We start from the raw sequence: 20,608 nt of genomic DNA, 5'->3' as shown, positions 1-20,608 counted from the left end.
CATGCGGATCAAACTCCGCATGAGTTGATTACTGCGTCAGTCTAACACTGCGAATAACCGCAGCCACGGCAGAGGACGCAGCCCTCTTCGTGCTCGAGCATGCCGCCGCAGTCGGGGCAGTGCTCCTGGGCGATATCGGGACGGCGCTTGATCTTGGTGCCGTTGCCGAAGTTGTCATTGAGCACTTTGGCGATCGCATCGGGAATCGATGAGACCACGCCGCGCCGTTCGAACACCGGCTGCGAGCCGCCGATCCCCTGCAGTTGCTTGACGATCTGACGCACCGAGATGCCGGAGCGCAGCGCCAATGATATCAGGCGGCAGATCGCCTCGGTGTCGGCCATCGTCGAGTAACCCGACTTGCCGATGGAGGCGAACACCTCGAATGGTTTGCCGTCGAACATGTTGATCGTGACATAGAGATTGCCGTAGCCGGTCTTGATCTTCTCGGTGAACCCGAGCATGCGGTCTGGCCGGTCGACCGGATGGATGCCGTTGGACATCTGCTGCGGCTGCGGCGATCGGGGTTTCGCTTTCGGCTCCGGGCGCGGTTCGGGCATGGCTTCGACCGGCGAGGTTTCCGGCGTATCTTCCATAAACGTCCGCACGCCGGCCGTGTCGAACGCGCCGATTTGATTGCTGGCGCGCGCCGATTCCGGAGTGGCGCCGGTGGAGAGCACCTGTCCCGGACGGCTGCCGTCGCGGTAGATCGTCACGCCCTTGCATGCCAGACGGTACGCCTGCCAGTACGCGGTCTGGACATCCTCGCGCGTGGCGCTCTGCGGCATGTTGATCGTCTTGGAGACGGCGGAGTCGACATGTTTCTGGAAGGCGGCCTGCATACGGATGTGTGAATCGGCGCTGACATCGGCCGAGGTGCGGAAGACGTCGCGCACGTCCTCGGGGATTTCGTCGAAGTCCTGAATCGAGTTGGCGTTGGCGATCCGTTCCATCAGCTCGCCGGAATAGAAGCCGCGCTGCTTGGCAATTTTTTCGAAGAGCGGATTGACATCGACCAGCCGCGTCCCCTCCATGACATTGCGCACGAACGAAACCGAGTAGTACGGCTCGATCCCGGAAGAACATCCGGCGATGATCGAGATCGTCCCGGTCGGCGCCACGGTTGTCACCGTGGTGTTGCGCATCGAAACGCCCTCCTCGGCGTAGATCGACTTGTCCCAATTCGGGAACTTTCCGCGTTTGGTTGCCAGATCCGACGAGCAGAGGCGCGCTTCGGAGTCGATGTGCGCCATGACCTGATCGCCCAGATCAAACGCGGTCTCCGAATCGTAGCGCACACCGAGCCTGGCCAGCATGTCGGCCCAGCCCATCACGCCCAGGCCGATGCGGCGGTTGTCGTGCGACTGCCGTTCGATCTCGGGGATCGGGTAGCGGTTGGCGTCGATGACGTTGTCCAAGAAGTGCACGCCCAGGTGCACCAGCTCGGTGAGCTTATCCCAGTCGATGCCCTCGGCGGGACGGCGGCGGTCGTAGTGCGGCGGCAGATCGTCTTTGACGACTTTGCCCAGATTGATCGAGGCGAGATTGCACGAATCATACGGCGGCAGCGGCTGCTCGCCGCAAGGGTTGGTCGCTTCGATTTCTTCGTGGCCGCGCGTCGGATTGCCCTGATTGACGCGGTCGATGAAAATCACGCCCGGCTCACCGGTGCGCCACGCATGCTCGACCACGGTCGCGAAGATCTTGCGCGCATCGAGCGTCTGCACGACGCCGTCGCGTTCGTACGGCTTGCGCGTGCGCGGATCATACAGCGCGTACTGCGTGCCGCGTTCGACCGCGGTCATAAATTCATCGGTGACCGCGACGGAGATGTTGAAATTGGTGACCTGCGTCAGATCGTCCTTGCAGGCGACAAACTCCTCGATGTCGGGGTGGTCGATGCGCAGGATGCCCATGTTGGCGCCACGTCGAGTCCCCCCCTGCTTGACCGCCTCGGTGGCGGCATTGAACACTTTCATGAACGACACCGGACCGGAGGCGACGCCGCTGGTCGAGGCGACGACCGAATTGCGCGGACGCAGCCGCGAAAATGCAAATCCGGTGCCGCCGCCCGATTTGTGGATGAGCGCGGCATTCTTGATCGACTCGAAGATTTCCTCCATCGAGTCGCCCACGGGGAGCACGAAACACGCCGAAAGCTGGCCCAAGGGCCGTCCGGCATTCATCATCGTCGGGGAATTGGGGGTAAACTCGCAATTGGCCATGGCGCCGTAAAAGCGCTCGGCGGTCTTCTGGACCTCGGCATCGGAGGAGCCGTACGTGGCATCAATCGAGGCAATAGCTTTTGCCACGCGCCAAAACATCTCCGCCGGCGTCTCGACCACGCGTCCATCGTCATCCCTGATCAGATACCGCCGCTCGAGCACGCGCAACGCGTTTTCGGCCAAAACCGGTGTCGGTCCAAACATGTATCCTCCCCGATGCGGGATCTCCTAAGAGATTACGCACCAAAACCTTATATCACGTATTGAATTGTTTCGTCGTGTGCCCCCCCGGTGAAGCTCAGGGACAGAGAGCTTCAACCGGTCCACCAATTTCCCGGATTGACGTTAGACCCGCGGCAACATACGAGTCAACCACAATTTCGCGTTAAGCACAAAAAAATCACAATATATTGTGCATCAAACTCTTAAGAACACGTGATATTGTGATACAAGGTACAATTTTCGCGCGCCGATACCTCTTTGCACAGCGCACAAATCATAACCATATGTCTCCGAACATCTTCTTCGCGTTGCTCGCGCGTTCAGAAATACGAGGCCAATCCAAAGATGATCGCCGCCTGCGTGACCTCATTGTTGAAACCATCAGTCACCCAATTGTACTGATAATCAAGCTTGAACACTGTGTCGTCGGTGGGTCGAAAATTCGTGCTCAAAGTCAGCCGCCGCTGATCGTCGCCGTCGATTTCCGTGTTCCAATCGACCGATCCGAACCGCACCACCGCGGTGAAATGAGACCGCGGCAATACGGCCCAAACGCCATAAACCACACGGTACGATAACTGCACGTAATACCCGGACTGTTCATCGGCGAAAACACCGCCGGATTCACCGGGCACTTCTATCGAAGCGTGGGCGTATTCGCCGAGAAGTCGCAAATGATTCCACTGACCTTCAAGGTCAACCGCCACAATGATCACATCCCGTTGCTCATCAGTCGCCAGACCTTCGGTCGTCCATTCGTTGTAAGGTCCGGTGTGCGTGGAGATGCCCGCCTCGAATTGCGGTGAGGGGCTCAACGCAACCCGAACGACCAGTGAAGGGTGTGCGTTATTGTCTTCGAAATTCGCTTTTCCCGCCGCGATGCGCGTCCCGTTGGGGCTGTCGTTAATGATGCCGCCGTGGAATCCATTGACGAGATAGGCTTCGTAGGTCACACGCCATGGTGCGGCAGGATGGATGCTGCCGAGAAAACCCATCCCCGGTTCGGACAGCGTCGCCGGTATGATCTCGGTACTGACCAGCGGGCGGTCGTTGACCTCGTTGGCGGGACTGTCGTGAGCCAAGTTGAATCGCCCCAACGGCGACAATAGAATACCACCACGGAACGTCATCGCCGGATGCAGTTCGAAGTCGATGATCGCCAGTTCCAAATTGATTTCTCCGCCGCCCTCTTCGAATTCCAGCTCGGCGGCCAGTCGCACCCGGTCGGAAACAGGGGCAAATGCGAAGAGATTGAACCGCTCAACACCGAATGACATTTCGTTCTTGAAACCCGCTTCCCGTTCGAATCGAAAGGCAGTTTCGGCATAGCCGCCAATGCTGGCCCGTCCGCGCAGACGAGTGATATACGGCTTATCGTAAATGCCGCCCGTGACGAACGGGCGATCTATCATCGTCGTGTCCTGCCCGACGGCGACCAGGTTTCCGAACAGCACAACGAAAAGAAATGCCGCGGTTAACCGTCTCATTGCGGTGATTCCCCAAGCTGCAAATCGACACCGTGCCATGTCACCTCGACTGGAATCCGCGTCAACGGTGCCTGCGCCGGCCCCCGGATCACCGATCCGTCGAGTGCGTAGGTGGATCCATGGCAGGGGCATTGCAACTGGCTGCCCGATAGACGCACCGTGCATCCCAGATGCGTGCAACGCGCGGACACGGCACGATATTCGGCGTTGATGCGCATCACGAGAATAGGATCCGGTAACCCTTCGGCATAGACGACGACACTTCCTTCAGCCTCATCCGCCGGTACAATTCGATCAAAGGGGACCCGCACGCGTCCATCCGTTATACTGGTGCGGAACACCGACGTTGTCGCGCAGCCGGCCATCGGAAGGAGCAGTCCGATGGCGGTTGCCGTCGCCGCCCGGCAGAATCCCCGTCGCGTGATCACATCTCCCGCCATGTCCGATTACAGCGATCGCAAAAACGCCAGCAGCGCTTCCCGCCGTGCCTCATCGAGAGCTTCATAGCCCAGCTTGGCAGACTCCGCTTCGCCTCCGTGCCAACGAATCGCCTCATCCAAAGTCGTCGCCCGGCCGTCGTGGAGATAGAATGCCTTGCCGTTGAGAAACTCCCGTACCAACCGCGTCCCCCAAAGGGGCGGAGTTTTCCATTCATATCCTGAAGCCTGCCCGTCGGGACGGTGATCCGCGAGTCCGTCGCCCATATCATGTATCAACAGATCGGAATAGAGGTGGACAGCCACGCGATCAAGGGGGCCAATGTTACTGGGACCTGTATGCATGGTGGGCACGTGACATTTGGCGCATCCGATGCCGTAGAAAACCTCTTTCCCAGTTTCCACCCGCGCCGTCACGCTTCCCCGTTTCGGCGGCGCCAGAAGTCTCACATAGACTGTAGTCTGAAGCACCTCGGCGGCCGTGAGTTCCGGATCGGCCACAATGTCCCCGACCGCAAACCCGCCGGCTTGCGGATGGGGATTCTCCGACGGCAGGAAGTCACTGGTGATGCCGATATCCTGATGATACGCCTCCACGACTTGCTGCAACAGAGAGGAAACATTGGCTTTTCGTCCAAAGCGACCAAGCTGGTCGCCCGCGCCACCGCCAATCTCTGAGGAGGGAACAAATGGCGCCGCCCGTACCCAGTTCGGACGACCGGAGACGCCGTCGCCGTCGGAATCGTCGGGATCCGCATTGGCCAGGATTGCCTCAGCCGGAATGTGCTCGATCAAACCGACGCCGAAAACGGGAGGCGGCAGACGGGTCGAGGACTGTAACGCAACCTCTCCGGGCAGGGATTCGGGCAGGACTCCAGGGATGGCCTTGTCCTGTAGTTGCGGGCCGCCATGCGCGGGCAACAGATCACCGTTCACACTGAACCGAATCAGTGCCTCGTTCGGAGTCCCCCGCCCGTCGCCGGGATGACAGCTTGCACACCCAGTGTTGTTGAAGATCGGACCGAGGCCATCGGAGACTATGAACACGCGTTCGAAGTTTTCATCTCCCGCCGCAAACATGGCGTTCAATTCGTGTGGCAGATCGTCGAACGCCGATTCGAAATCATCGCCCCGAGTCGGCGGACTGGTCATCAATCCATCGCACCCGATGATCACCATCGGTAATCCGACGAGAGTAAGTTTCGTCGACACGTTTCTTAGCATAGGGTAATTACCCACAGGTAAGAATTTGCCGAAGACGACTTGCTCTGTCAACCGAAAACGAAATTCTCAGTAATCAGTTAGTCGATTTCAAGTTACGAAGCCGATCCGACAGCATATGGAGGAATAGACCGACATCAGTAACACAGCCAATCGCCTGATGCGATCCCCGGTCGGCGAGCTTGGTCACGACCTGTGCGTTGATATCAACACACACGGTCTTGACCCATGCCGGGAGCATGTTGCCGACTGCGATGGAATGCAACATCGAGGAGAGCATCAGGACAATCTCAGCGTCGCGCAGATGCCGTGCATATGCTTCCTGTGCTGCGATCGCATCGCTGATGACCTCGGGCAATGGGCCGTCGTCGCGGATCGAACCGGCGAGGACGTACGGCACGTGACGGCTGATCAGCGCGTGCATGACACCATCTTTGATAATGCCGCGTTGCACCGCCTTCCTGAGATTGCCCGCGCGACAGATGGCATTGATCGCGCGCATGTGATTCTGGTGGCCATGCTCGACGGCGACGCCCGTCGCGGTGTCGATCCCCAGGGAGGTGCCAAACAGAGCGCGTTCGACATCGTGGACCGCCAAGGCATTGCCGCCCAGCAGGACATCGACGTGTCCATCGCGAATCATCGCCGCCAAAGGTTCGCCGCCGCCGGTGTGGATGACTACGGGTCCGGCCACGACGATCAGCTTGCCGGTGCGTTTCGTAATCCAGTCACACAGGCGCCCGACTACCCATTCGACTTTCTTTTCCGACGAAACATCGGTGGTCATGAAGCCGAAGTCGGACCGGTCGCGTCGTTTGAATTCCGGCAGAATGCGAATGCCGTCGTGGCCGCAGACCACGCGCTCGCCGCGTTTCAGGTCGCGCAATTTGCGGCACACCGGAGAATCGTTGTCGCTGTTTACGACAATGGTCGTGTCCATGCGCTGATGGCGAACACGCCGCCAGCGGCCGTTGCTGTAGATTTCGGTGGCGTGGTTGGTGGTGGAATAGAACCCATCGGGCGCAGCGCCATCGCGCGGGGCACGTTTCACGACCAATTGTTTAACCGCATCGGTGTAGAACCCAAGCTGCACCAGACGGTCGAGCAGTTCATCGAGCAGACGCCTGGATTCGGCGCCGACTTCAAGCGTGGCGCGGCTGGGATCGGCGTTGGTGCGCCCCAAATCGAACTCGTGCACGCGGAAAGTGCCGCCGCCGCGCACGATCCGGTCCATCGCTTCCGACAGCATGCCGGAGTCGACCAGATGCCCGGTCGCCGAGACGCTGGCGGTGTGTCGCTGTGACTTCGCCATAGGCCCCACTAAACCAAATCGGGAAGTTAACGATAATCCATTAAGAGGCCCCTCTCATCGAGACGGGGCGTCGCATCGCTATGGAACCGACCAGCTACATCCCGCAGGGCAAGCTCGGATCGCACCGTCACTTCGGCAAGATCATTCAGGTGCAAACCGAGTTCGCATACCGGCCGCGGCAACGGCTGGTCTCCTCGGTGATCGTCGACGGACGCACGGTGCACAAAGTCGACCGCGACTGGGCCGACGATCTGGCGCGCGAAGAAAATCAGCTCAAGCTCGATATCGAAATCGACCGCGTTCATACCGAGACGATGGCGCTGGTGGTCGACCGCGCGGCCGAATTCGCCGAGGGCAGACAGCCGTCGCCGACTCCCGGAGGAGATGGGTACGAAGCGGCGACCTTCCGCGACACCATCGAGGAAGTGCTGCGCACCTGCCCATATGCGATGGCATTGTACGAATTCGATCAAAGCGGCACGCTGATCTTCCGCCGGCATTTTCGCGACGTGGTCGCCGAGTGGGACCGTGAGTTTGCCGCGCTCTCGGCGATCGTGTTCGGATTGCCCGAGATCATTCGCGTCGGAGAGCTGCGTCATGGCTTTGTGCAGTTCGGCGCGGAAAACCTGATTGTCGCGCGCATTCGCGGACGCGCCTTCGGTATTCTCACCGATCCGGAGGCGAACGTCGGCAATCTGCGCAACGATTTTCCCGAATTCTTCGAGGCCGTGTACGATGCGAGCAATCCTGTCTGACATCCGCGCCCACGTGGGCGTCACCGGTGTGGCGGTGCTGGCCAAACGCGACGGTGCGATCGAGCATCTGTTCCCGGCGGCGTTTACCGAGCGGCACACCGAGCGGCTGATCAAGCTGTTCACCGAAACCTATCAGCGTCTGCGCGGATTCACGCGGCTGACGCTGCGATTCGAGCGCGTCAGCGTCCACCTCTTCAACCAGCCCGAATACCTGCTGTTCGCGACCGTGCTCCCCGACAGCGACGAGCAACAGTTTGAGATGGTGGCGCGGTCGAAGTTTCACGCCATCGCCTTAGCGGTCGCCAACAGTCGCAGCAAGTCGGCCACAAGTGCGCGCGGCACGACCGGGGAGGCGTCGTATGGCCGTCCCGATCCGGTGGCGCTGCTGATCAATGCGCTCAATGCGATGTCGGCGAAGATGATCCGCACGCGCGGAATGGTGCGATTAGCGGCCGACTGGCGTCGCGCGCGCGACATTGTCGCCACGGTGCACGAACCGTTGACGGCATTAGCCGTCGATGCCACCGGACGTTTTGAAATTCGCAAGGGACGCCAAATGGCGCCGACCGCGGCAACGGTCGAAGCGATTGCCCGCCTGGCCGAGCAGTTTTTCGAAGAAGTCGGCACCGATCGTCCCGAAGCCGAAGAGATTTTCTATTCCGCTGTCGAACGCCACCGCGAAGCGCTCGAACCGTACGGCCTCTTCCTGTTCCTCGGCAACAACGCCCGCAAACCCGCGCGGTGAGATTCAATCGCAACTGAATCTACTCGTTACTGATGTGCCCGCCACGCGCCCTCGTCGAAGATCCCGCCCTGCGGGGCGTGGCGGTGAGCAGGCGTCACCCGAGTGAGGGTGACGCCACAACAGATACTATGGCTGCAAAAGCGGGCACGGATTACAGAACAACACCGCAGGGTCGCCGCTGCGGAACGCCACATCAACCAGCCCGACAACGTCGAAGACGTTGGTGACGCCGTCGCAGTTTATATCAGTGAAATCCCTGGGGCAGTTCAGCGAGTAGGGAGCCGGTTGTGCCCGAAACGCGACATCAACTCCCTGAACGACGTCGAAGACATCGGTCACCTGATCGCAGACCGGGTCGCCGGCGCACGGGCAGAAACACCAGGGACTTGTGATCTGACAGCGTCCGAGAGTGTCGCAAACGTGGCATGAGCTCGACGGATATGATCTAAACGTGCCGCCTTCCAAAGAGAGAATACCCCACTCAGGCGTACCGTTTTGATCCAGATCGACGGAATACCACGCCTCAATCGTGCCGACTTGATCCTTGTTCCATGCACATGAAACAACGAAATCCGACGACGTCATATCCCACTTCCACGTCTGATAATCTGGGTAGAACCGCATGGCCAATTCATCGAGCCCGTCACAGTCGGTGTCGCCGGAACCCACAGAGTGGATTCCCGTAAACCCGGTGGCGGCGCTGAATCGGCGGTCGACAACGAAATCATTGTCCCCGACAGGCTTCAATAACTGATAGGTCCATCCGTCCGTGCCGGAGTGGCCCGCAAGTGCGTAGAGCAGCCCATCCGGTTTAGGACGGCATTCGATGGCGCTGTAGTTGTTGCCCGGCAGCGTGTCACCGACGTGTCCGATGTACACCAAGCCTGTATCCTGCCACTCGATCAGATCATAGCCCGTGATGAAATTGCCCGAGATGAATTCGACTCGCCCATCGGAGTCAAAATCGCCAGCCGCCGGACGCCCGATCGCGCCGTTGGGCGGCATTACACGCGAGACTTCCTCAAACGAGTCAGCAGCGGAGTTGTACTTGATCAAAGAGAGGAAACCGTCGAAGAAGAATCCGACCGGTGTGACACATAGCTCCAAGTACTCATCGGCGTCGACGTTGATGGCAATCGGGTTCATGACCGTGGCCATCCCCGGATACTGGATCGAGTCGCGCACAGTCCAGTCCGGGGCTGAGCGTATCCTCAGAATGTCCGCGTGCTGCGTCACGAGTTCTACATTACCGTCGCGATCGAGATCGACGGCGAGCCAAGGCCCTTCACTCACACCGGGAATCGTGTCTATGGTGTAATTGAGTTCGGCATCAAAGCGATATTGAAGAGTGGCATTGTCGCTCACGTACACTTCCGTGGTCTGGCTCGATGGATCAAAGTGATGTGCAATGTGGTTGTCTCCGAGGCTGATCTCGATTATCGGCGGACCACACCCATCAGCGTCCGACGCATCATGTGGTGACACGGGGGTAGAGACATCTGGCGCGCCCGTTGGTACGATCGGCGCGTCCTGCCTGAGTGCCCAGAGCGGGATGATCCCGTCGGGAAACCGTGCGGCCAGATCGGCGAGGCGCGCCGAGTCGGCCACCGCCCACGCAGAATCGCCTTCCCTCCACAGAGGACCTGCCGCGGCTTGCTCTGTCCTTGCCGGCAGCAACAGCAACAACGCCAGTAACAGTATTGTCCCCGTCAAAAGGGGGCCATTGGCTTTGGGCCGAAGGCCCCTTGTTGGGGAGGACAGATGCTTCATATCTGCACGCCCCTCCGATTTCGTATTACAATTCAATATATCGGCTATTCCCGCCTATCCAAGCCGGAACCTCGACTCGCATTCTCATTGTGACAATCTTAACAAGTTGGAATGGGTGGAATGCGGACACCGCTGACAAAAAAACCGCCCCGCTTGCGCGGGGCGGTCGGCCACCTGCAGAGAGCGTTTGGATTGAAAAACCCTTCCCCATCGATACGTTAAAGGCGATTTACAGCCACCACCGGTTTTTAGTCCTCGCTGCCCCGCCCGAGGCGGGCAAGTCCGCACCGAGCGGACTTGTTTGCCTCGGGCAGGGGTCACGGCAAGAGACGCAACCCGTAGGGGACGGCCTTCATTGGACTATTGTAGAGGGTTTTTCAAGCGTGCTCTCCCCGGCCTATGCTTAGTTCGTTTTGCTCGTCGTCTCCATCATCAATATGGTCTACTAACTTTGTTCGTCATCGGGCGATTAAAAACTGAGGTGAATCGCAATCTGACCCAAGTCGATACGTCGGTCATGCCGAATCCCCTCGGCTGCGCCTCGGGATGGGCATCTCCATGTCCTGCCTCTTTCCCATTGGAGATTCCTCACCCCGCTCATCCCGTCCCGCAATCAGGACGGGATTCGGGAGATTCGGAATGACATTGGTGCCCTCAATGCACGCAACGAAGAACTGATCAAGCATCATTGAAGAGATCGCGAATGTCGCGTTTCGGTTTGCCGCCGCCGGAGTTCTTCGGGACATCGGCCGCGCGAAAGTAGTCGCAGGCGTTGGCGACTTCCTTGTCGGGCTGCAACTCGGCCTGCGGCTCGCGGCAGTCGTTGTGCGTACCCGGCTCGTAGAAGGTGCAGTTGCGGCAGCAGCGCAGATATGCCGCGCAGCGCGGGCACTCGCTCTCACGCGTGATCGGATCGGGCGGATCATAACTCTGGCCACAGTTCCAGCAGACGGCCATTCGACCATCATCTCCCATATCAGCGTAGGGCGTGCATGCGTTCAGGTCAAGCGCGTTCGGACAAACCGATTGATTCGCCTCTGTGGCTGCGGCTTAATTGCGAGCGTGGCAAATCCGGGGCCAACGCCGTCGGTTTTTCAACTGCGGCGGGAGATGGTGTCCATCGGCGCGCGCATGTACGCGCGCGGGCTGATTGTCGCTGCCGAGGGAAACATTTCGGCGCGATTGGCCGACGGGAACATTCTCATCACCCCCGCCGGGATGTGCAAAGGATTCATGAGTCCCGAAGATATGGCAGTCGTCGATCCCAAGGGAAAACAAAAGCAGGGCACGCGCAAACCGTCGAGTGAGATGCTGATGCATTTGGCGGCGCTGAATGCGCGCCCCGATGTCGGCGCGTGCGTGCATGGGCATCCGCCGTACGCGACTGCGTTCGCAGTCGCCGGGATTGCGCTGGCGGATTGCATCCTCCCCGAAGTCGTCGCCACACTCGGCTCGGTGCCGTTGGCGGAATACGCGACACCGTCGACGGCGGCGGTCGGACAATCGATTGAAAAGTATCTCGATCGTTTCGATGCGTTTCTGTTGAAGAATCATGGTGTGTTGACGATCGGCGCCGATCTGGAAGACGCGTTTCGCAAAATGGAAACAGTCGAACGCTTCGCGCAGATAGTGCACATCGCCCGCGCGCTGAAAGAGCCCGATCATCTCGATTGCCGGCAGGTCGACGAACTGCTGTCGCTCTCGGGGACTCTGCATTCGCGATTCTCCGGCGATGAGACCCCTGTGTGCGGCGCCTGCCAGGTCGGCGCGAAGCGCGGCTCTCAGTGACCCCCGCCATGTCGGACCCCTCGCGATGCCGATAGCGCGAAAAATTCTGCTGGACCGCAGCGACCGGTTGCAGCGGATGCCGGTGCCGCCCGATGATCTGGTGCGCCTTGCGGCGCGTCTGCGTAAACGCGGTGTTGAAGTCATCGACTTGTCACGGCTCTCGCACGCGGCCTCCGATCATTCTGATTCGATCGACAATGCGCTCGCAGCCGATGGATGGCAATCGGCATCATTCGACGAACGAGCGCATCTGCGCGAGCTGATTGCCGCGTGGTATCGCAAACGGTTTGAAGTCATTCTCGATCCGGAACTGGAAATCACGCTCGTGCCGAACACGATCCTTGCGCTGCATTTTCTGACTTTATCGTTCGTCAATCCGGGCGAAATGGTGCTGCTGCCCGATCCGGGGCTGCCGTATCAGCGCGGCGCGGTCGCGCTGTGCAATGCCGGGGTAATGCCGTATAACCTGTTGGAGCGCAACGACTACCTGCCCAGTTTCGCCATGCTCGACACCGGGCTGGTCGGACGCATCCCGATGATGGTGTTAGGATACCCGCACAACCCCACGGGGGCATCGGCCGATCTGGCGACATTGACCGAAAGCGTGGCATTCGCCCGACGGCACAACATTCTCATCGCTTATGATGCCGCGTTTACATTTGCCACCAGCGGCGCGTACCGTCCGCGCACGTTTTTGGAAGCGCGTGGGGCGCAGAGTGTCGGTGTGGAGATGGCATCCATCGGCGCCAACTTCGGAGTGCCGGGTCTGGCGTTGACAGCCGTCTGCGGCAACCGCGAGGCGATCAGCGCGGCTGCATTCCTGGCCGAGGCGGCGCAGGCGCTTCCGACGCGACAATCGGTTGCCATCGCCGAAGTACTCTTCGAACGGGCCGAACAACATCTGGCGCATCGGACCGACGCGCTGGCCCACGCGCGCACGGTGCTGACCGAGACCGCAGTCGCCCTGCGCTGGAAACCGCGATCGTCGCCGACGTCGCCGTTCTTGTGGGTAGCCGTCGATGCCGCAGTCGGGTCGCGCGCATTTTGCCGTCGTCTGCTGCGCCGTGCGGGAATCCTCTGCGCACCGGGGACCGACTTCGGCGAACGCGGCGAAGGTTTTGTCCGCATGGTTCTTCCGGAGACGCGCCGAACGGTCGACGAAGTGGCCCAGCGGCTGGCATCGCACGCGCGGCTCTACCAAAAACGGCTGTCGCGCCGTCGCATGGGACAGCGCGCACGCCGCTCGGAGGGGAAGGATGCCGTGTAATGGCGCGGATTAGTCTGCACAATATGACGTTTTACGGCTTCCACGGTGTCTCGGCGGCCGAGCGCGAGACCGGGCGCCGTTTTGAGGTCGATTGCGAGCTGTTTGTCGATATCGCGCGCGCGACCGAGTCCGACCGGCTGGCCGATGCAGTCAATTACACTGCGGTGTATGGGGTCGTCGAACGAATCGTGCAACAGCACAAATTCAATCTGTTGGAGACGGTGGCCGCGCGCATCGCGCGTGAACTCAAGGGCGAGTTCGGCGCGCAACGCGTCATCGTGCGCGTGCGCAAAAAGATCCCGCCGATACCCGGCAACCTCGATCATATCGAAGTCGAATTCGATTCGGATGTCGATATGTCCGGCGAGAGCGCATGACGGGTTCATTCATGCTTCCACGGACATCTCTGACGACCGCCTATGTCGGCGTCGGCTCCAATGTCGGCGACCGCGCCTTCTATTTGCGAGAGGCGTTCAGGATGCTGACTGCGGCAGGTGGCATTGATGGCATGCGTTCATCGCCGGTGTACGAAAACGAACCGGTCGGCGAGGCGGGGCCGGGTATGTTTTACAACTGCGTATGGGAGATTGAGACCGACATCCCGCCGCACGATCTGCTCGGACGTCTGCGTGAGATTGAGCGGCGATTGAAACGCAGCGATGTCCGCAAAGGGCCGCGCACGATTGATTTGGACGTGTTGTTGTATGGAAGCGCGATCGTCGAGGACATCGATTTGATCGTACCCCATCCCCGCATGATGGAGCGCGCCTTCGTGTTGCAGCCGTTGTGCGACTTGACCCCCGACATCGTTCATCCGATCATCGGTCGCACCATTGAGCAACTGAGGAACGAACTGCCCGGCGGGGCGGTTACTATGCGAAGAATCGACTTGAACTTGGGCGTTGGGCCCGCGCGGGTAATTTGATTTCGGGCCCGCCGATTCGCTTTATTACGATCATATGGCACAAACCGCAATGAAACCGCGCAAGCGCGCGCCGCAATCGCCGGCGACCGACGCGATCCAGACCCCACCGCCTGCGCGCGTCCGACCGGTCACGGTACAGGACTTTGTACGCTTTAAGCGTGCGGGGCAGCGGATCGTCATGCTGACCGCATACGATTACTACACGGCGCGTCTGCTCGATGAGGTCGGCTTGGACGGGGTTCTGGTCGGCGACTCGGCGAACATGGTCTTCTACGGCGAGCCATCGACGCTCTCGATCACGGTCGATCAGATGATCTACCACACGCGTGCGGTCAGCCGTGCGATGAAACGTGGGCTGGTGGTCGGCGATATGCCGTTTATGTCGTATCAGGCGAGCGCCGATGACACGGTGCGCAACGCGGGACGCTTCCTTAAGGAGGGCGGCGCGGCCGCCGTGAAGCTCGAAGGGGGACTGCCGATCGTGCCGACGATCAAGCGGTTGATCGAAATCGGCATCCCGGTCATGGGACACATCGGCCTGATCCCGCAGTCGATTCATCGTTTCGGCGGCTATGCGGTGCAGGGGCGGACCGAAGCGGACCGTCAGTTTCTCGAGGAGTCCGCCGAGGCATTGGCCGAATCCGGATGCTTTGCCATCGTGCTGGAAGGCATCCCCGGCGATCTGGCCGGGCGGATCACCAAACGCATTTCCATTCCCACGATCGGTATCGGCGCGGGCGTCAACTGCGACGGGCAAATCCTGGTGACCAATGATCTGTTGGGACTTTTCCCCGACTTCAAACCGAAGTTCGTGCGCCGTTACGCCAACCTTCACGACGCCGCGCGCGAGGCATTGACACGCTACTGCGACGATGTGCGCACGCAGCGTTTCCCCTCGCCCGACGAATCGTACTGAGCGCCTCATCGCCGCAATTCCAATGTCTGATGCTCCACGGCTCAATCATCTCATCGAGACGGTGATCTATGCCGAGGATCTCGACAAAGCCGAGCGATTCTATCGCGATGTGCTGGGCCTGCGGCGGTTTTCGGCCAGTGCCGCGCACCGGTTTTTCGCTGTGGGCCACACAGTGCTCTTGGCCTTCGATCCGCGTGAAAGCTCTGTCCAGCTCAACCTTCCCCAACACGGCACCACCGGCAGCGGGCACTTTGCGATTCAGATCGATCCGGACCAATACGATCCGTGGCTCCGGCATTTGACCTCGCACGGCGTGATCATCGAGAAAGAGCACGTGTGGCCGAAATGGTCGGCGCGCTCGATCTACTTTCGCGACCCGGCGGGGAACGCCGTCGAGTTGATCACGCGTCCGGCGTGGGAAGAAAACTTCCGGTGAAGATTGTCCGAAGCATCGGGGGGGCGAGACGCGCGATCGCCCAGTGGCACACGCGCGGCGAGAGCGTCGGACTGGTGCCGACAATGGGTGCCCTGCATCAGGGACACAGCTCGTTGATCCGTCGCTGCCGCAAGCGGGCCAAGCGCACGGTCGTATCGATCTTTGTCAATCCGACACAGTTTTCACCGGAGGAAGACTACAAGAGTTACCCGCGCACATGGCGCCGCGACATAGCGCTTTGTCGCGAAGAGGGAGCCGAGATCGTGTTCGCCCCCGATGTCGGGACCATGTATCCCGACGGATTCGAGACCACGGTCCGCGTCGGATCGCTTGGGGATTACTGGGAGGGGACATCCCGACCGGGGCACTTCGACGGCGTCGCCACCGTTGTGTTGAAGCTCTTCGAGATTATCCGGCCCGACGTGGCCGTGTTCGGGCAGAAGGACTATCAGCAGACGATCATCATCCGCCGATTAATTGAGGACTTCAATCTCCCGGTTGGCTTGATCGTCGCACCGACGGTGCGAGAACCCGGTGGACTTGCCCTGTCTTCACGTAACGTCTATCTTGGCGCGGCCGAACGGGTCGCGGCAGGCGCCATCAGCCGGTCTCTGCGTTGGGCGGCGGATCGGATCAGAAAGGGTGCGCGGTCATCGTCGGAATTGGCGCGTCAGATCAGGCGAATCGTGGAAACGGGCGGATTCTTCACGATTGATTATATCGGATTCTGCGACCCGTCCACGCTCGCTTCGCAACGAAGACTGAACCCGCCGGTGGTGATCCTGATCGCCGCGAAATGCCTCGCGAAGAGTGCCGCCTGCGGCCGCCGGTACATCGACAACATCGTTGTTCGCTGATACGCACATGCCATGTTGATCCAAGTCTGCCGCGCCAAGATTCACCGCGCCTGCGTCACCGGCGCCGAATTGGCCTACGAAGGATCGATCGCAATCAGCACCGATCTGCTCGCCGTGTCCGGGATTCGTATCCACGAACGGGTCCAGGTGGTGAATCTCAATAATGGCGAGCGCTTCGAAACGTACGTGATCGCCGGCAAACCGGGCGAAGTGTGTCTCAACGGCCCGGCAGCAAGACTTGGGGTTGTCGGCGACGAGGTCATCATCATTGCGTACGGTTTCCTGGATACCGAAGGAGCGGTTCCCGAACCGACCATCATCCATGTCGACGCGCAAAACCGTCAGCGCCAATAACCACGAAACTCTCCCGTACAATCGCTAATGCCAGATCAAACCAACGCCCCGGTCGCTGCTGTCGTTCTGGCGGCCGGCTTGGGCAAACGTATGGGAGTCGAGACCCCCAAGGTCATGTTGCACTGGCACGGCAAGCCGCTGGTGCGCTGGGTTGTCACTGCGCTGCGCGGCGCCGGGATCGGGAAGATCATCATGGTCATCGGGCATCACGGCGAGCTGGTCGAACGGGAGTTCTTCGCCGATCCGGTCGAGTTTGTCTGGCAGCAGGAGCGGTTGGGCACCGCGCACGCGGTGCGCCAGGCGGAAGGAGTGCTCAGATTGTTCCGCGGGCACGTTCTGGTCGCCCTGGGCGATGTCCCAAGGTTGACCGGACGAACAGTCGCATCGCTGATCGCGGCTCATCTCAAAGAAGACGCGGCCGCGACGATTCTGACCGCCGAGGTTCCCGATCCGACCGGGTATGGCCGCGTCGTGCGCGCCGAAGACGGCAGCGTCGAACGGATCGTCGAACATCGTGACGCCGACGAGACCACGCGTGCCATCCGAGAGATCAACGCGGGGCTGATGTGCTTCCGCTGCGAAGGGCTCTGGCAGCTTCTGAGCCGGGTCGAAGCCAACAATGCGCAAAAGGAGTTTTATCTCACCGACGCCATCGGCTTGCTGCGAGAGGAGGGCAGGAAAGTCGTCGCCCATCGTACCGCCAACTACCTTGAGGTGTTCGGCGTCAACACCCCCGAAGAGCTTAGGTCGTTGGAATAGAGTCCGCCTCCGTCGGAACAAGCTGTGGGTCATACTGTTATATGAATTGCCATCGAAGCGGCCGCGTGAGCGTATAAGAGTCTTGGCTGCGGGGTACGATGCCGATGACATTATTGAGGACAGTGCTGACCGGCGCGGGAAATGGGCTTGACAGGTCAAGGGAATCGCGTACTGATTACCGTCCAGAGGGGCGGCGAATTCTCAGACATCGGCAGTTGTTCGGCAGGAATTCGCGCGACATGACTAAGAGTCTGATGATCGGGTTGGCTGTGTGTTCATTGGCCCTGCCGCAGGTGGCGTACGGGCAGATGTCCATGCCGCATGGGAATACGTCGTTTCAGGGGGCGGAGCGCCTCAAGGAGTTGTCCACGGCCCCATCGGGCGGCGGTTTTAGTCTGTTGGATCCGTCGCGGCTCAAGATGTCGCAGTCGTACTCCATCAGTTACATTTCCGGATCAGGCTACTCGGGATCGCTGGGGCTTTATACCAACACGGTCTCCTATCAGATTGCCGATCCGTTAATGCTCCGTGTCGGCCTGGGGTATTTGCACCAGCCACTCGGATTTTTGAGGAATTCAGGGGGGAGAGAATTGATGGGTTCAGACAAGTTCCTGCCGAGCGTTAGTCTGGACTACCGACCGTCGGATGCGTTCCACCTCTCGGTGGACTACCGAACGGTCCCGGTACTTTGGCAGGATGGTCTGGGAACGGGCTACGGATACCGGACTCGATCGATCTTCAATCCGTACTCGCCTTGGTATCGGTAGCCGCGATCCGCCTCACCCGGCCCGTTTAGCACACGACACAACCTCATCGTCAGGCATTAGAGACTATGTCAGCATCTTTACGTACACGACGTGCACATCCGAAGGCCGGCGCCCCATCGCGCCTGCGGTCGCGCTTGCTGGAACTGGGCATCATCGTCGCCACGGTCTTAGTCAGTGTCTTTGTCTTTTCGTTCTCGACGCGCCTGGGGTATTCCGGATCGGAGACCCAGGAGCCGCCGGTCGTCGTACGGGTGCAGGTGCTCAACGGCTGTGGACGGCCAGGTTTGGCCCGCCGTGTGAGCGATCGGCTGGCCGAGCTATCGGTCGGACGGATGCGTTTTGATGTCGTCGACATCGGCAATTACGACCGCACGACGATCCGTGAGAGCTTCGCGATCAATCGTCAACTGGTCCCGAGCCAGGCGCGCGACATCGTGCGGGCGCTGCAACTCGGCGACTGCGCTATTCAGGACAACAGCGGCGCCAACGATCTCGGCGTCGATCTAACCATCGTATTGGGCTCCGAGACAGTCGAGCCGCAGCCGCCGACGGCACAAACCACCGAACGGTGATCTTCGCAAACCGCACAATCGCAAGGAGGCCGACACCATAACATCCGCGCGGCTGGCCGGACTCGCCGGGCGCTTGGCCCGCGAGAAGAAGGCATATGCCATCCGCATCATTGACCTGCGAAAGCACTCATCGGTCACGGACTTCTTCGTCCTCTGTTCGGTTGACGCCGAGGTTCAGGCAAGGGCCGTGGCCAACCACATCACCGAAAAGCTCCGAGAACACGACACCCGCCCGTGGCACACGGAGGGGTATGGAGAAAGCGGTTGGATCCTGATGGACTTCGTCGATGTGGTCGTACACATCTTCCTTCCGAAGCTCCGGGAGTTTTATTCGCTCGAAAAGCTCTGGGGGGATGCGCCGACGCGGGCACTGCCGGATGATTGAGCCGGATGGCATGACCGGTTGCCCCGCAAACCGAAGACCGATCCATCACAGACAGATAATGATCAACATACGAACCGGCGCCGATCAGGATCGGTGCCGCACCAAGGTGGACACTCATGGACATTCTTGAACTCAAAGCTAAGACCATCTCCGAACTGCTGGAGATCGCCGAGCAACTGGAGATTCCCGGTGTCTCGGGGCTGCGCAAGCAGGAGCTGATCTTCAAAATCCTCGAAGCCAACACCGAAAAGGACGGCCTGATCTTCGCCGAGGGGGTCTTGGAGATCCTCGAAGAGGGGTACGGGTTTTTGCGATCCCCCGACTACAATTACCTGCCCGGCCCCGACGACATCTATGTCTCACCGTCGCAGATCAAACGTTTCGATCTGCGCACCGGCGATACGGTTTCGGGACAGGTCCGGCCCCCCAAGGAAACCGAGCGTTACTTTGCGCTGCTGAAAATCGAAGCGGTCAACTTCGAAAACCCCGATGTCGCCAAGCACAAGACGCTCTTCGACAACCTGACGCCGTTGTATCCGGAAACGAAATTCAATCTCGAAGTCGACCCCAAAGACCTTTCGACCCGGATCATCGACTTGCTCACGCCGGTCGGACGCGGCCAGCGCGGGCTGATTACGTCGCCCCCGAAAGCGGGCAAGACCATCATACTGCAGAAGATCGCCAACTCGATTACCGCCAATCACCCCGATGTCAAGCTGATGGTGCTGTTGATCGACGAACGCCCCGAGGAAGTCACCGACATGAAGCGCTCGGTCAAAGGCGAGGTCATTTCCTCGACCTTCGATGAATCGGCCGAACGCCATGTGCAGGTCGCCGACATGGTGATCGAAAAAGCCAAGCGCTTGGTCGAGCACAAACAGGATGTGGTGATTCTGCTGGATTCGATCACGCGCCTGGCGCGCGCTCACAACGCGGTGGTGCCGCACTCCGGCAAAATTCTCTCCGGCGGCGTCGATGCCAATGCCCTGCAGCGCCCCAAGCGGTTCTTCGGCGCGGCGCGCAATATCGAGGAGGGCGGATCGCTCACCATCGTGGCGACCGCGCTCATCGAGACCGGCTCGCGCATGGACGAAGTCATCTTCGAGGAATTCAAGGGCACCGGCAACATGGAACTGGTGCTGGATCGACGTCTGTCGAACCGGCGCATCTTCCCGGCGATCGACCTGACGCGCTCGTCGACCCGCAAAGAGGAATTGCTGCTGTCCGAGGACACGTTGGGCAAAATCTGGGTGCTGCGGAAGTTCCTCTCCGACATGAACCCGGTGGAGGGGATGGAATTCTTAAGCGACCGCATGCGGAAGACCAAGAACAACGAGAAGTTTCTCGAATCGATGAAATCATAACCACGCCCGTACAATCCCCGCGCGCTCCGGGCGGCTTGCCTTCC

22 protein-coding genes are annotated in these 20,608 nt (G+C 60.1%); 15 read left to right on the top strand and 7 right to left on the bottom strand.

Translation table 11 applies throughout. The features are described 5' to 3' along the window. Positions 1-41 precede the first annotated feature (41 nt). The 5 genes from VGB22_00605 to VGB22_00585 all read right to left on the bottom strand — a co-directional run bounded on the left by VGB22_00605 (position 42) and on the right by VGB22_00585 (position 6,904). Complete coding sequence (locus VGB22_00605; protein ID HEX9749778.1) at positions 42-2,429, bottom strand: vitamin B12-dependent ribonucleotide reductase; 2,388 nt, start codon at positions 2,427-2,429, stop codon at positions 42-44. 338 nt (positions 2,430-2,767) lie between these two features. Continuing rightward, positions 2,768-3,934 (bottom strand): hypothetical protein, encoded by a 1,167-nt coding sequence (locus VGB22_00600; protein HEX9749777.1) that lies wholly within the window; start codon positions 3,932-3,934, stop codon positions 2,768-2,770. Then, positions 3,931-4,362: a Rieske (2Fe-2S) protein gene (locus tag VGB22_00595; protein ID HEX9749776.1), complete on the bottom strand. Its 432-nt coding sequence runs from the start codon at positions 4,360-4,362 to the stop codon at positions 3,931-3,933. The genes VGB22_00600 and VGB22_00595 overlap by 4 nt, the downstream gene beginning before the upstream one ends. Positions 4,363-4,380: 18 nt before the next feature. Beyond that, positions 4,381-5,523 (bottom strand): di-heme oxidoredictase family protein, encoded by a 1,143-nt coding sequence (locus tag VGB22_00590; protein HEX9749775.1) that lies wholly within the window; start codon positions 5,521-5,523, stop codon positions 4,381-4,383. Between the two features lie 145 nt (positions 5,524-5,668). Beyond that, the gene (locus tag VGB22_00585; protein HEX9749774.1) at positions 5,669-6,904 is read right to left on the bottom strand and encodes a TIGR00300 family protein; all 1,236 of its coding nucleotides are present in this window, start codon (positions 6,902-6,904) and stop codon (positions 5,669-5,671) included. 80 nt (positions 6,905-6,984) lie between these two features. Here VGB22_00585 and VGB22_00580 point away from each other — a divergent pair, with 80 nt between their 5' ends. Further along, on the top strand, positions 6,985-7,659 hold the full coding sequence (locus VGB22_00580) for a hypothetical protein (GenBank protein HEX9749773.1): 675 nt from the start codon (positions 6,985-6,987) through the stop codon (positions 7,657-7,659). Then, the gene (locus VGB22_00575) at positions 7,640-8,404 is read left to right on the top strand and encodes a hypothetical protein (protein ID HEX9749772.1); all 765 of its coding nucleotides are present in this window, start codon (positions 7,640-7,642) and stop codon (positions 8,402-8,404) included. Before VGB22_00580 ends, VGB22_00575 begins: the two co-directional genes overlap by 20 nt. Before the next feature lie 126 nt (positions 8,405-8,530). On the opposite strand, the gene VGB22_00570 is transcribed toward VGB22_00575, so the two are convergent. Together VGB22_00570 and VGB22_00565 are read right to left on the bottom strand one after the other, a co-directional pair. After that, positions 8,531-10,174: a hypothetical protein gene (locus VGB22_00570; GenBank protein ID HEX9749771.1), complete on the bottom strand. Its 1,644-nt coding sequence runs from the start codon at positions 10,172-10,174 to the stop codon at positions 8,531-8,533. Positions 10,175-10,852: 678 nt separating this feature from the next. Next, complete coding sequence (locus VGB22_00565) at positions 10,853-11,131, bottom strand: hypothetical protein (protein ID HEX9749770.1); 279 nt, start codon at positions 11,129-11,131, stop codon at positions 10,853-10,855. Between the two features lie 105 nt (positions 11,132-11,236). Between VGB22_00565 and VGB22_00560 the strand changes: the two genes are divergently transcribed. The 13 genes from VGB22_00560 to rho all read left to right on the top strand — a co-directional run bounded on the left by VGB22_00560 (position 11,237) and on the right by rho (position 20,564). Next, positions 11,237-11,962, top strand: a complete 726-nt coding sequence (locus tag VGB22_00560; GenBank protein ID HEX9749769.1) for a class II aldolase/adducin family protein — start codon at positions 11,237-11,239, stop codon at positions 11,960-11,962. Between the two features lie 25 nt (positions 11,963-11,987). Continuing rightward, positions 11,988-13,229, top strand: a complete 1,242-nt coding sequence (locus VGB22_00555; protein ID HEX9749768.1) for an aminotransferase class I/II-fold pyridoxal phosphate-dependent enzyme — start codon at positions 11,988-11,990, stop codon at positions 13,227-13,229. Beyond that, a complete protein-coding gene (gene folB / locus VGB22_00550) occupies positions 13,229-13,606 on the top strand; it encodes a dihydroneopterin aldolase (protein HEX9749767.1) in 378 nt (125 codons plus the stop codon). The genes VGB22_00555 and folB overlap by 1 nt, the downstream gene beginning before the upstream one ends. Further along, positions 13,603-14,154, top strand: coding sequence for a 2-amino-4-hydroxy-6-hydroxymethyldihydropteridine diphosphokinase (folK, locus tag VGB22_00545; GenBank protein ID HEX9749766.1), 552 nt, complete (start codon positions 13,603-13,605; stop codon positions 14,152-14,154). The genes folB and folK overlap by 4 nt, the downstream gene beginning before the upstream one ends. Positions 14,155-14,188: 34 nt before the next feature. Next, on the top strand, positions 14,189-15,070 hold the full coding sequence (gene panB / locus VGB22_00540) for a 3-methyl-2-oxobutanoate hydroxymethyltransferase (GenBank protein HEX9749765.1): 882 nt from the start codon (positions 14,189-14,191) through the stop codon (positions 15,068-15,070). Between the two features lie 22 nt (positions 15,071-15,092). Beyond that, positions 15,093-15,506 (top strand): VOC family protein, encoded by a 414-nt coding sequence (locus tag VGB22_00535; protein HEX9749764.1) that lies wholly within the window; start codon positions 15,093-15,095, stop codon positions 15,504-15,506. After that, the gene (gene panC / locus VGB22_00530) at positions 15,503-16,363 is read left to right on the top strand and encodes a pantoate--beta-alanine ligase (GenBank protein HEX9749763.1); all 861 of its coding nucleotides are present in this window, start codon (positions 15,503-15,505) and stop codon (positions 16,361-16,363) included. Before VGB22_00535 ends, panC begins: the two co-directional genes overlap by 4 nt. A gap of 12 nt (positions 16,364-16,375) precedes the next feature. Next, a complete protein-coding gene (gene panD, locus VGB22_00525; protein HEX9749762.1) occupies positions 16,376-16,717 on the top strand; it encodes an aspartate 1-decarboxylase in 342 nt (113 codons plus the stop codon). 27 nt (positions 16,718-16,744) lie between these two features. After that, on the top strand, positions 16,745-17,476 hold the full coding sequence (locus VGB22_00520; GenBank protein HEX9749761.1) for an NTP transferase domain-containing protein: 732 nt from the start codon (positions 16,745-16,747) through the stop codon (positions 17,474-17,476). A gap of 239 nt (positions 17,477-17,715) precedes the next feature. After that, positions 17,716-18,243 carry a hypothetical protein gene (locus VGB22_00515; GenBank protein ID HEX9749760.1) on the top strand — a complete coding sequence of 176 codons (528 nt, stop codon included), beginning with the start codon at positions 17,716-17,718 and terminating at the stop codon, positions 18,241-18,243. 134 nt (positions 18,244-18,377) lie between these two features. After that, positions 18,378-18,815, top strand: coding sequence for a LytR C-terminal domain-containing protein (locus tag VGB22_00510; protein ID HEX9749759.1), 438 nt, complete (start codon positions 18,378-18,380; stop codon positions 18,813-18,815). A 73-nt stretch (positions 18,816-18,888) separates the two neighbouring features. Next, entirely contained in the window at positions 18,889-19,200 is a 312-nt protein-coding gene (rsfS, locus tag VGB22_00505) for a ribosome silencing factor (protein HEX9749758.1), read from the top strand. 116 nt (positions 19,201-19,316) lie between these two features. Next, positions 19,317-20,564 carry a transcription termination factor Rho gene (rho, locus tag VGB22_00500; GenBank protein HEX9749757.1) on the top strand — a complete coding sequence of 416 codons (1,248 nt, stop codon included), beginning with the start codon at positions 19,317-19,319 and terminating at the stop codon, positions 20,562-20,564. The last annotated feature ends 44 nt before the right edge of the window (positions 20,565-20,608 follow it).

The sequence above is a fragment of the Candidatus Zixiibacteriota bacterium genome, assembly GCA_036397555.1.
GTDB lineage: Bacteria > Zixibacteria > MSB-5A5 > WJJR01 > WJJR01 > DATKYL01.
The sequence above is the reverse complement of the archived record's forward strand: the minus strand, read 5'-3'. Positions and strand labels throughout refer to the sequence as shown.

What these genes read in the sequence shown, in the direction of transcription:
- VGB22_00520 (HEX9749761.1), top strand. Translation starts at nt 16,745, where the DNA reads ATGCCAGATCAAACCAACGCCCCGGTCGCTGCTGTCGTTCTGGCGGCC.
- VGB22_00585 (HEX9749774.1), bottom strand. Translation starts at nt 6,904, where the DNA reads ATGGCGAAGTCACAGCGACACACCGCCAGCGTCTCGGCGACCGGGCAT.
- VGB22_00535 (HEX9749764.1), top strand. Translation starts at nt 15,093, where the DNA reads ATGTCTGATGCTCCACGGCTCAATCATCTCATCGAGACGGTGATCTAT.
- VGB22_00575 (HEX9749772.1), top strand. Translation starts at nt 7,640, where the DNA reads ATGCGAGCAATCCTGTCTGACATCCGCGCCCACGTGGGCGTCACCGGT.
- VGB22_00600 (HEX9749777.1), bottom strand. Translation starts at nt 3,934, where the DNA reads ATGAGACGGTTAACCGCGGCATTTCTTTTCGTTGTGCTGTTCGGAAAC.
- panD (HEX9749762.1), top strand. Translation starts at nt 16,376, where the DNA reads ATGTTGATCCAAGTCTGCCGCGCCAAGATTCACCGCGCCTGCGTCACC.
- VGB22_00590 (HEX9749775.1), bottom strand. Translation starts at nt 5,523, where the DNA reads ATGACCAGTCCGCCGACTCGGGGCGATGATTTCGAATCGGCGTTCGAC.
- VGB22_00580 (HEX9749773.1), top strand. Translation starts at nt 6,985, where the DNA reads ATGGAACCGACCAGCTACATCCCGCAGGGCAAGCTCGGATCGCACCGT.
- VGB22_00565 (HEX9749770.1), bottom strand. Translation starts at nt 11,131, where the DNA reads ATGGCCGTCTGCTGGAACTGTGGCCAGAGTTATGATCCGCCCGATCCG.
- folK (HEX9749766.1), top strand. Translation starts at nt 13,603, where the DNA reads ATGACGGGTTCATTCATGCTTCCACGGACATCTCTGACGACCGCCTAT.
- VGB22_00555 (HEX9749768.1), top strand. Translation starts at nt 11,988, where the DNA reads ATGCCGATAGCGCGAAAAATTCTGCTGGACCGCAGCGACCGGTTGCAG.
- rho (HEX9749757.1), top strand. Translation starts at nt 19,317, where the DNA reads ATGGACATTCTTGAACTCAAAGCTAAGACCATCTCCGAACTGCTGGAG.
- folB (HEX9749767.1), top strand. Translation starts at nt 13,229, where the DNA reads ATGGCGCGGATTAGTCTGCACAATATGACGTTTTACGGCTTCCACGGT.
- panB (HEX9749765.1), top strand. Translation starts at nt 14,189, where the DNA reads ATGGCACAAACCGCAATGAAACCGCGCAAGCGCGCGCCGCAATCGCCG.
- VGB22_00515 (HEX9749760.1), top strand. Translation starts at nt 17,716, where the DNA reads ATGACTAAGAGTCTGATGATCGGGTTGGCTGTGTGTTCATTGGCCCTG.
- VGB22_00570 (HEX9749771.1), bottom strand. Translation starts at nt 10,174, where the DNA reads ATGAAGCATCTGTCCTCCCCAACAAGGGGCCTTCGGCCCAAAGCCAAT.
- VGB22_00605 (HEX9749778.1), bottom strand. Translation starts at nt 2,429, where the DNA reads ATGTTTGGACCGACACCGGTTTTGGCCGAAAACGCGTTGCGCGTGCTC.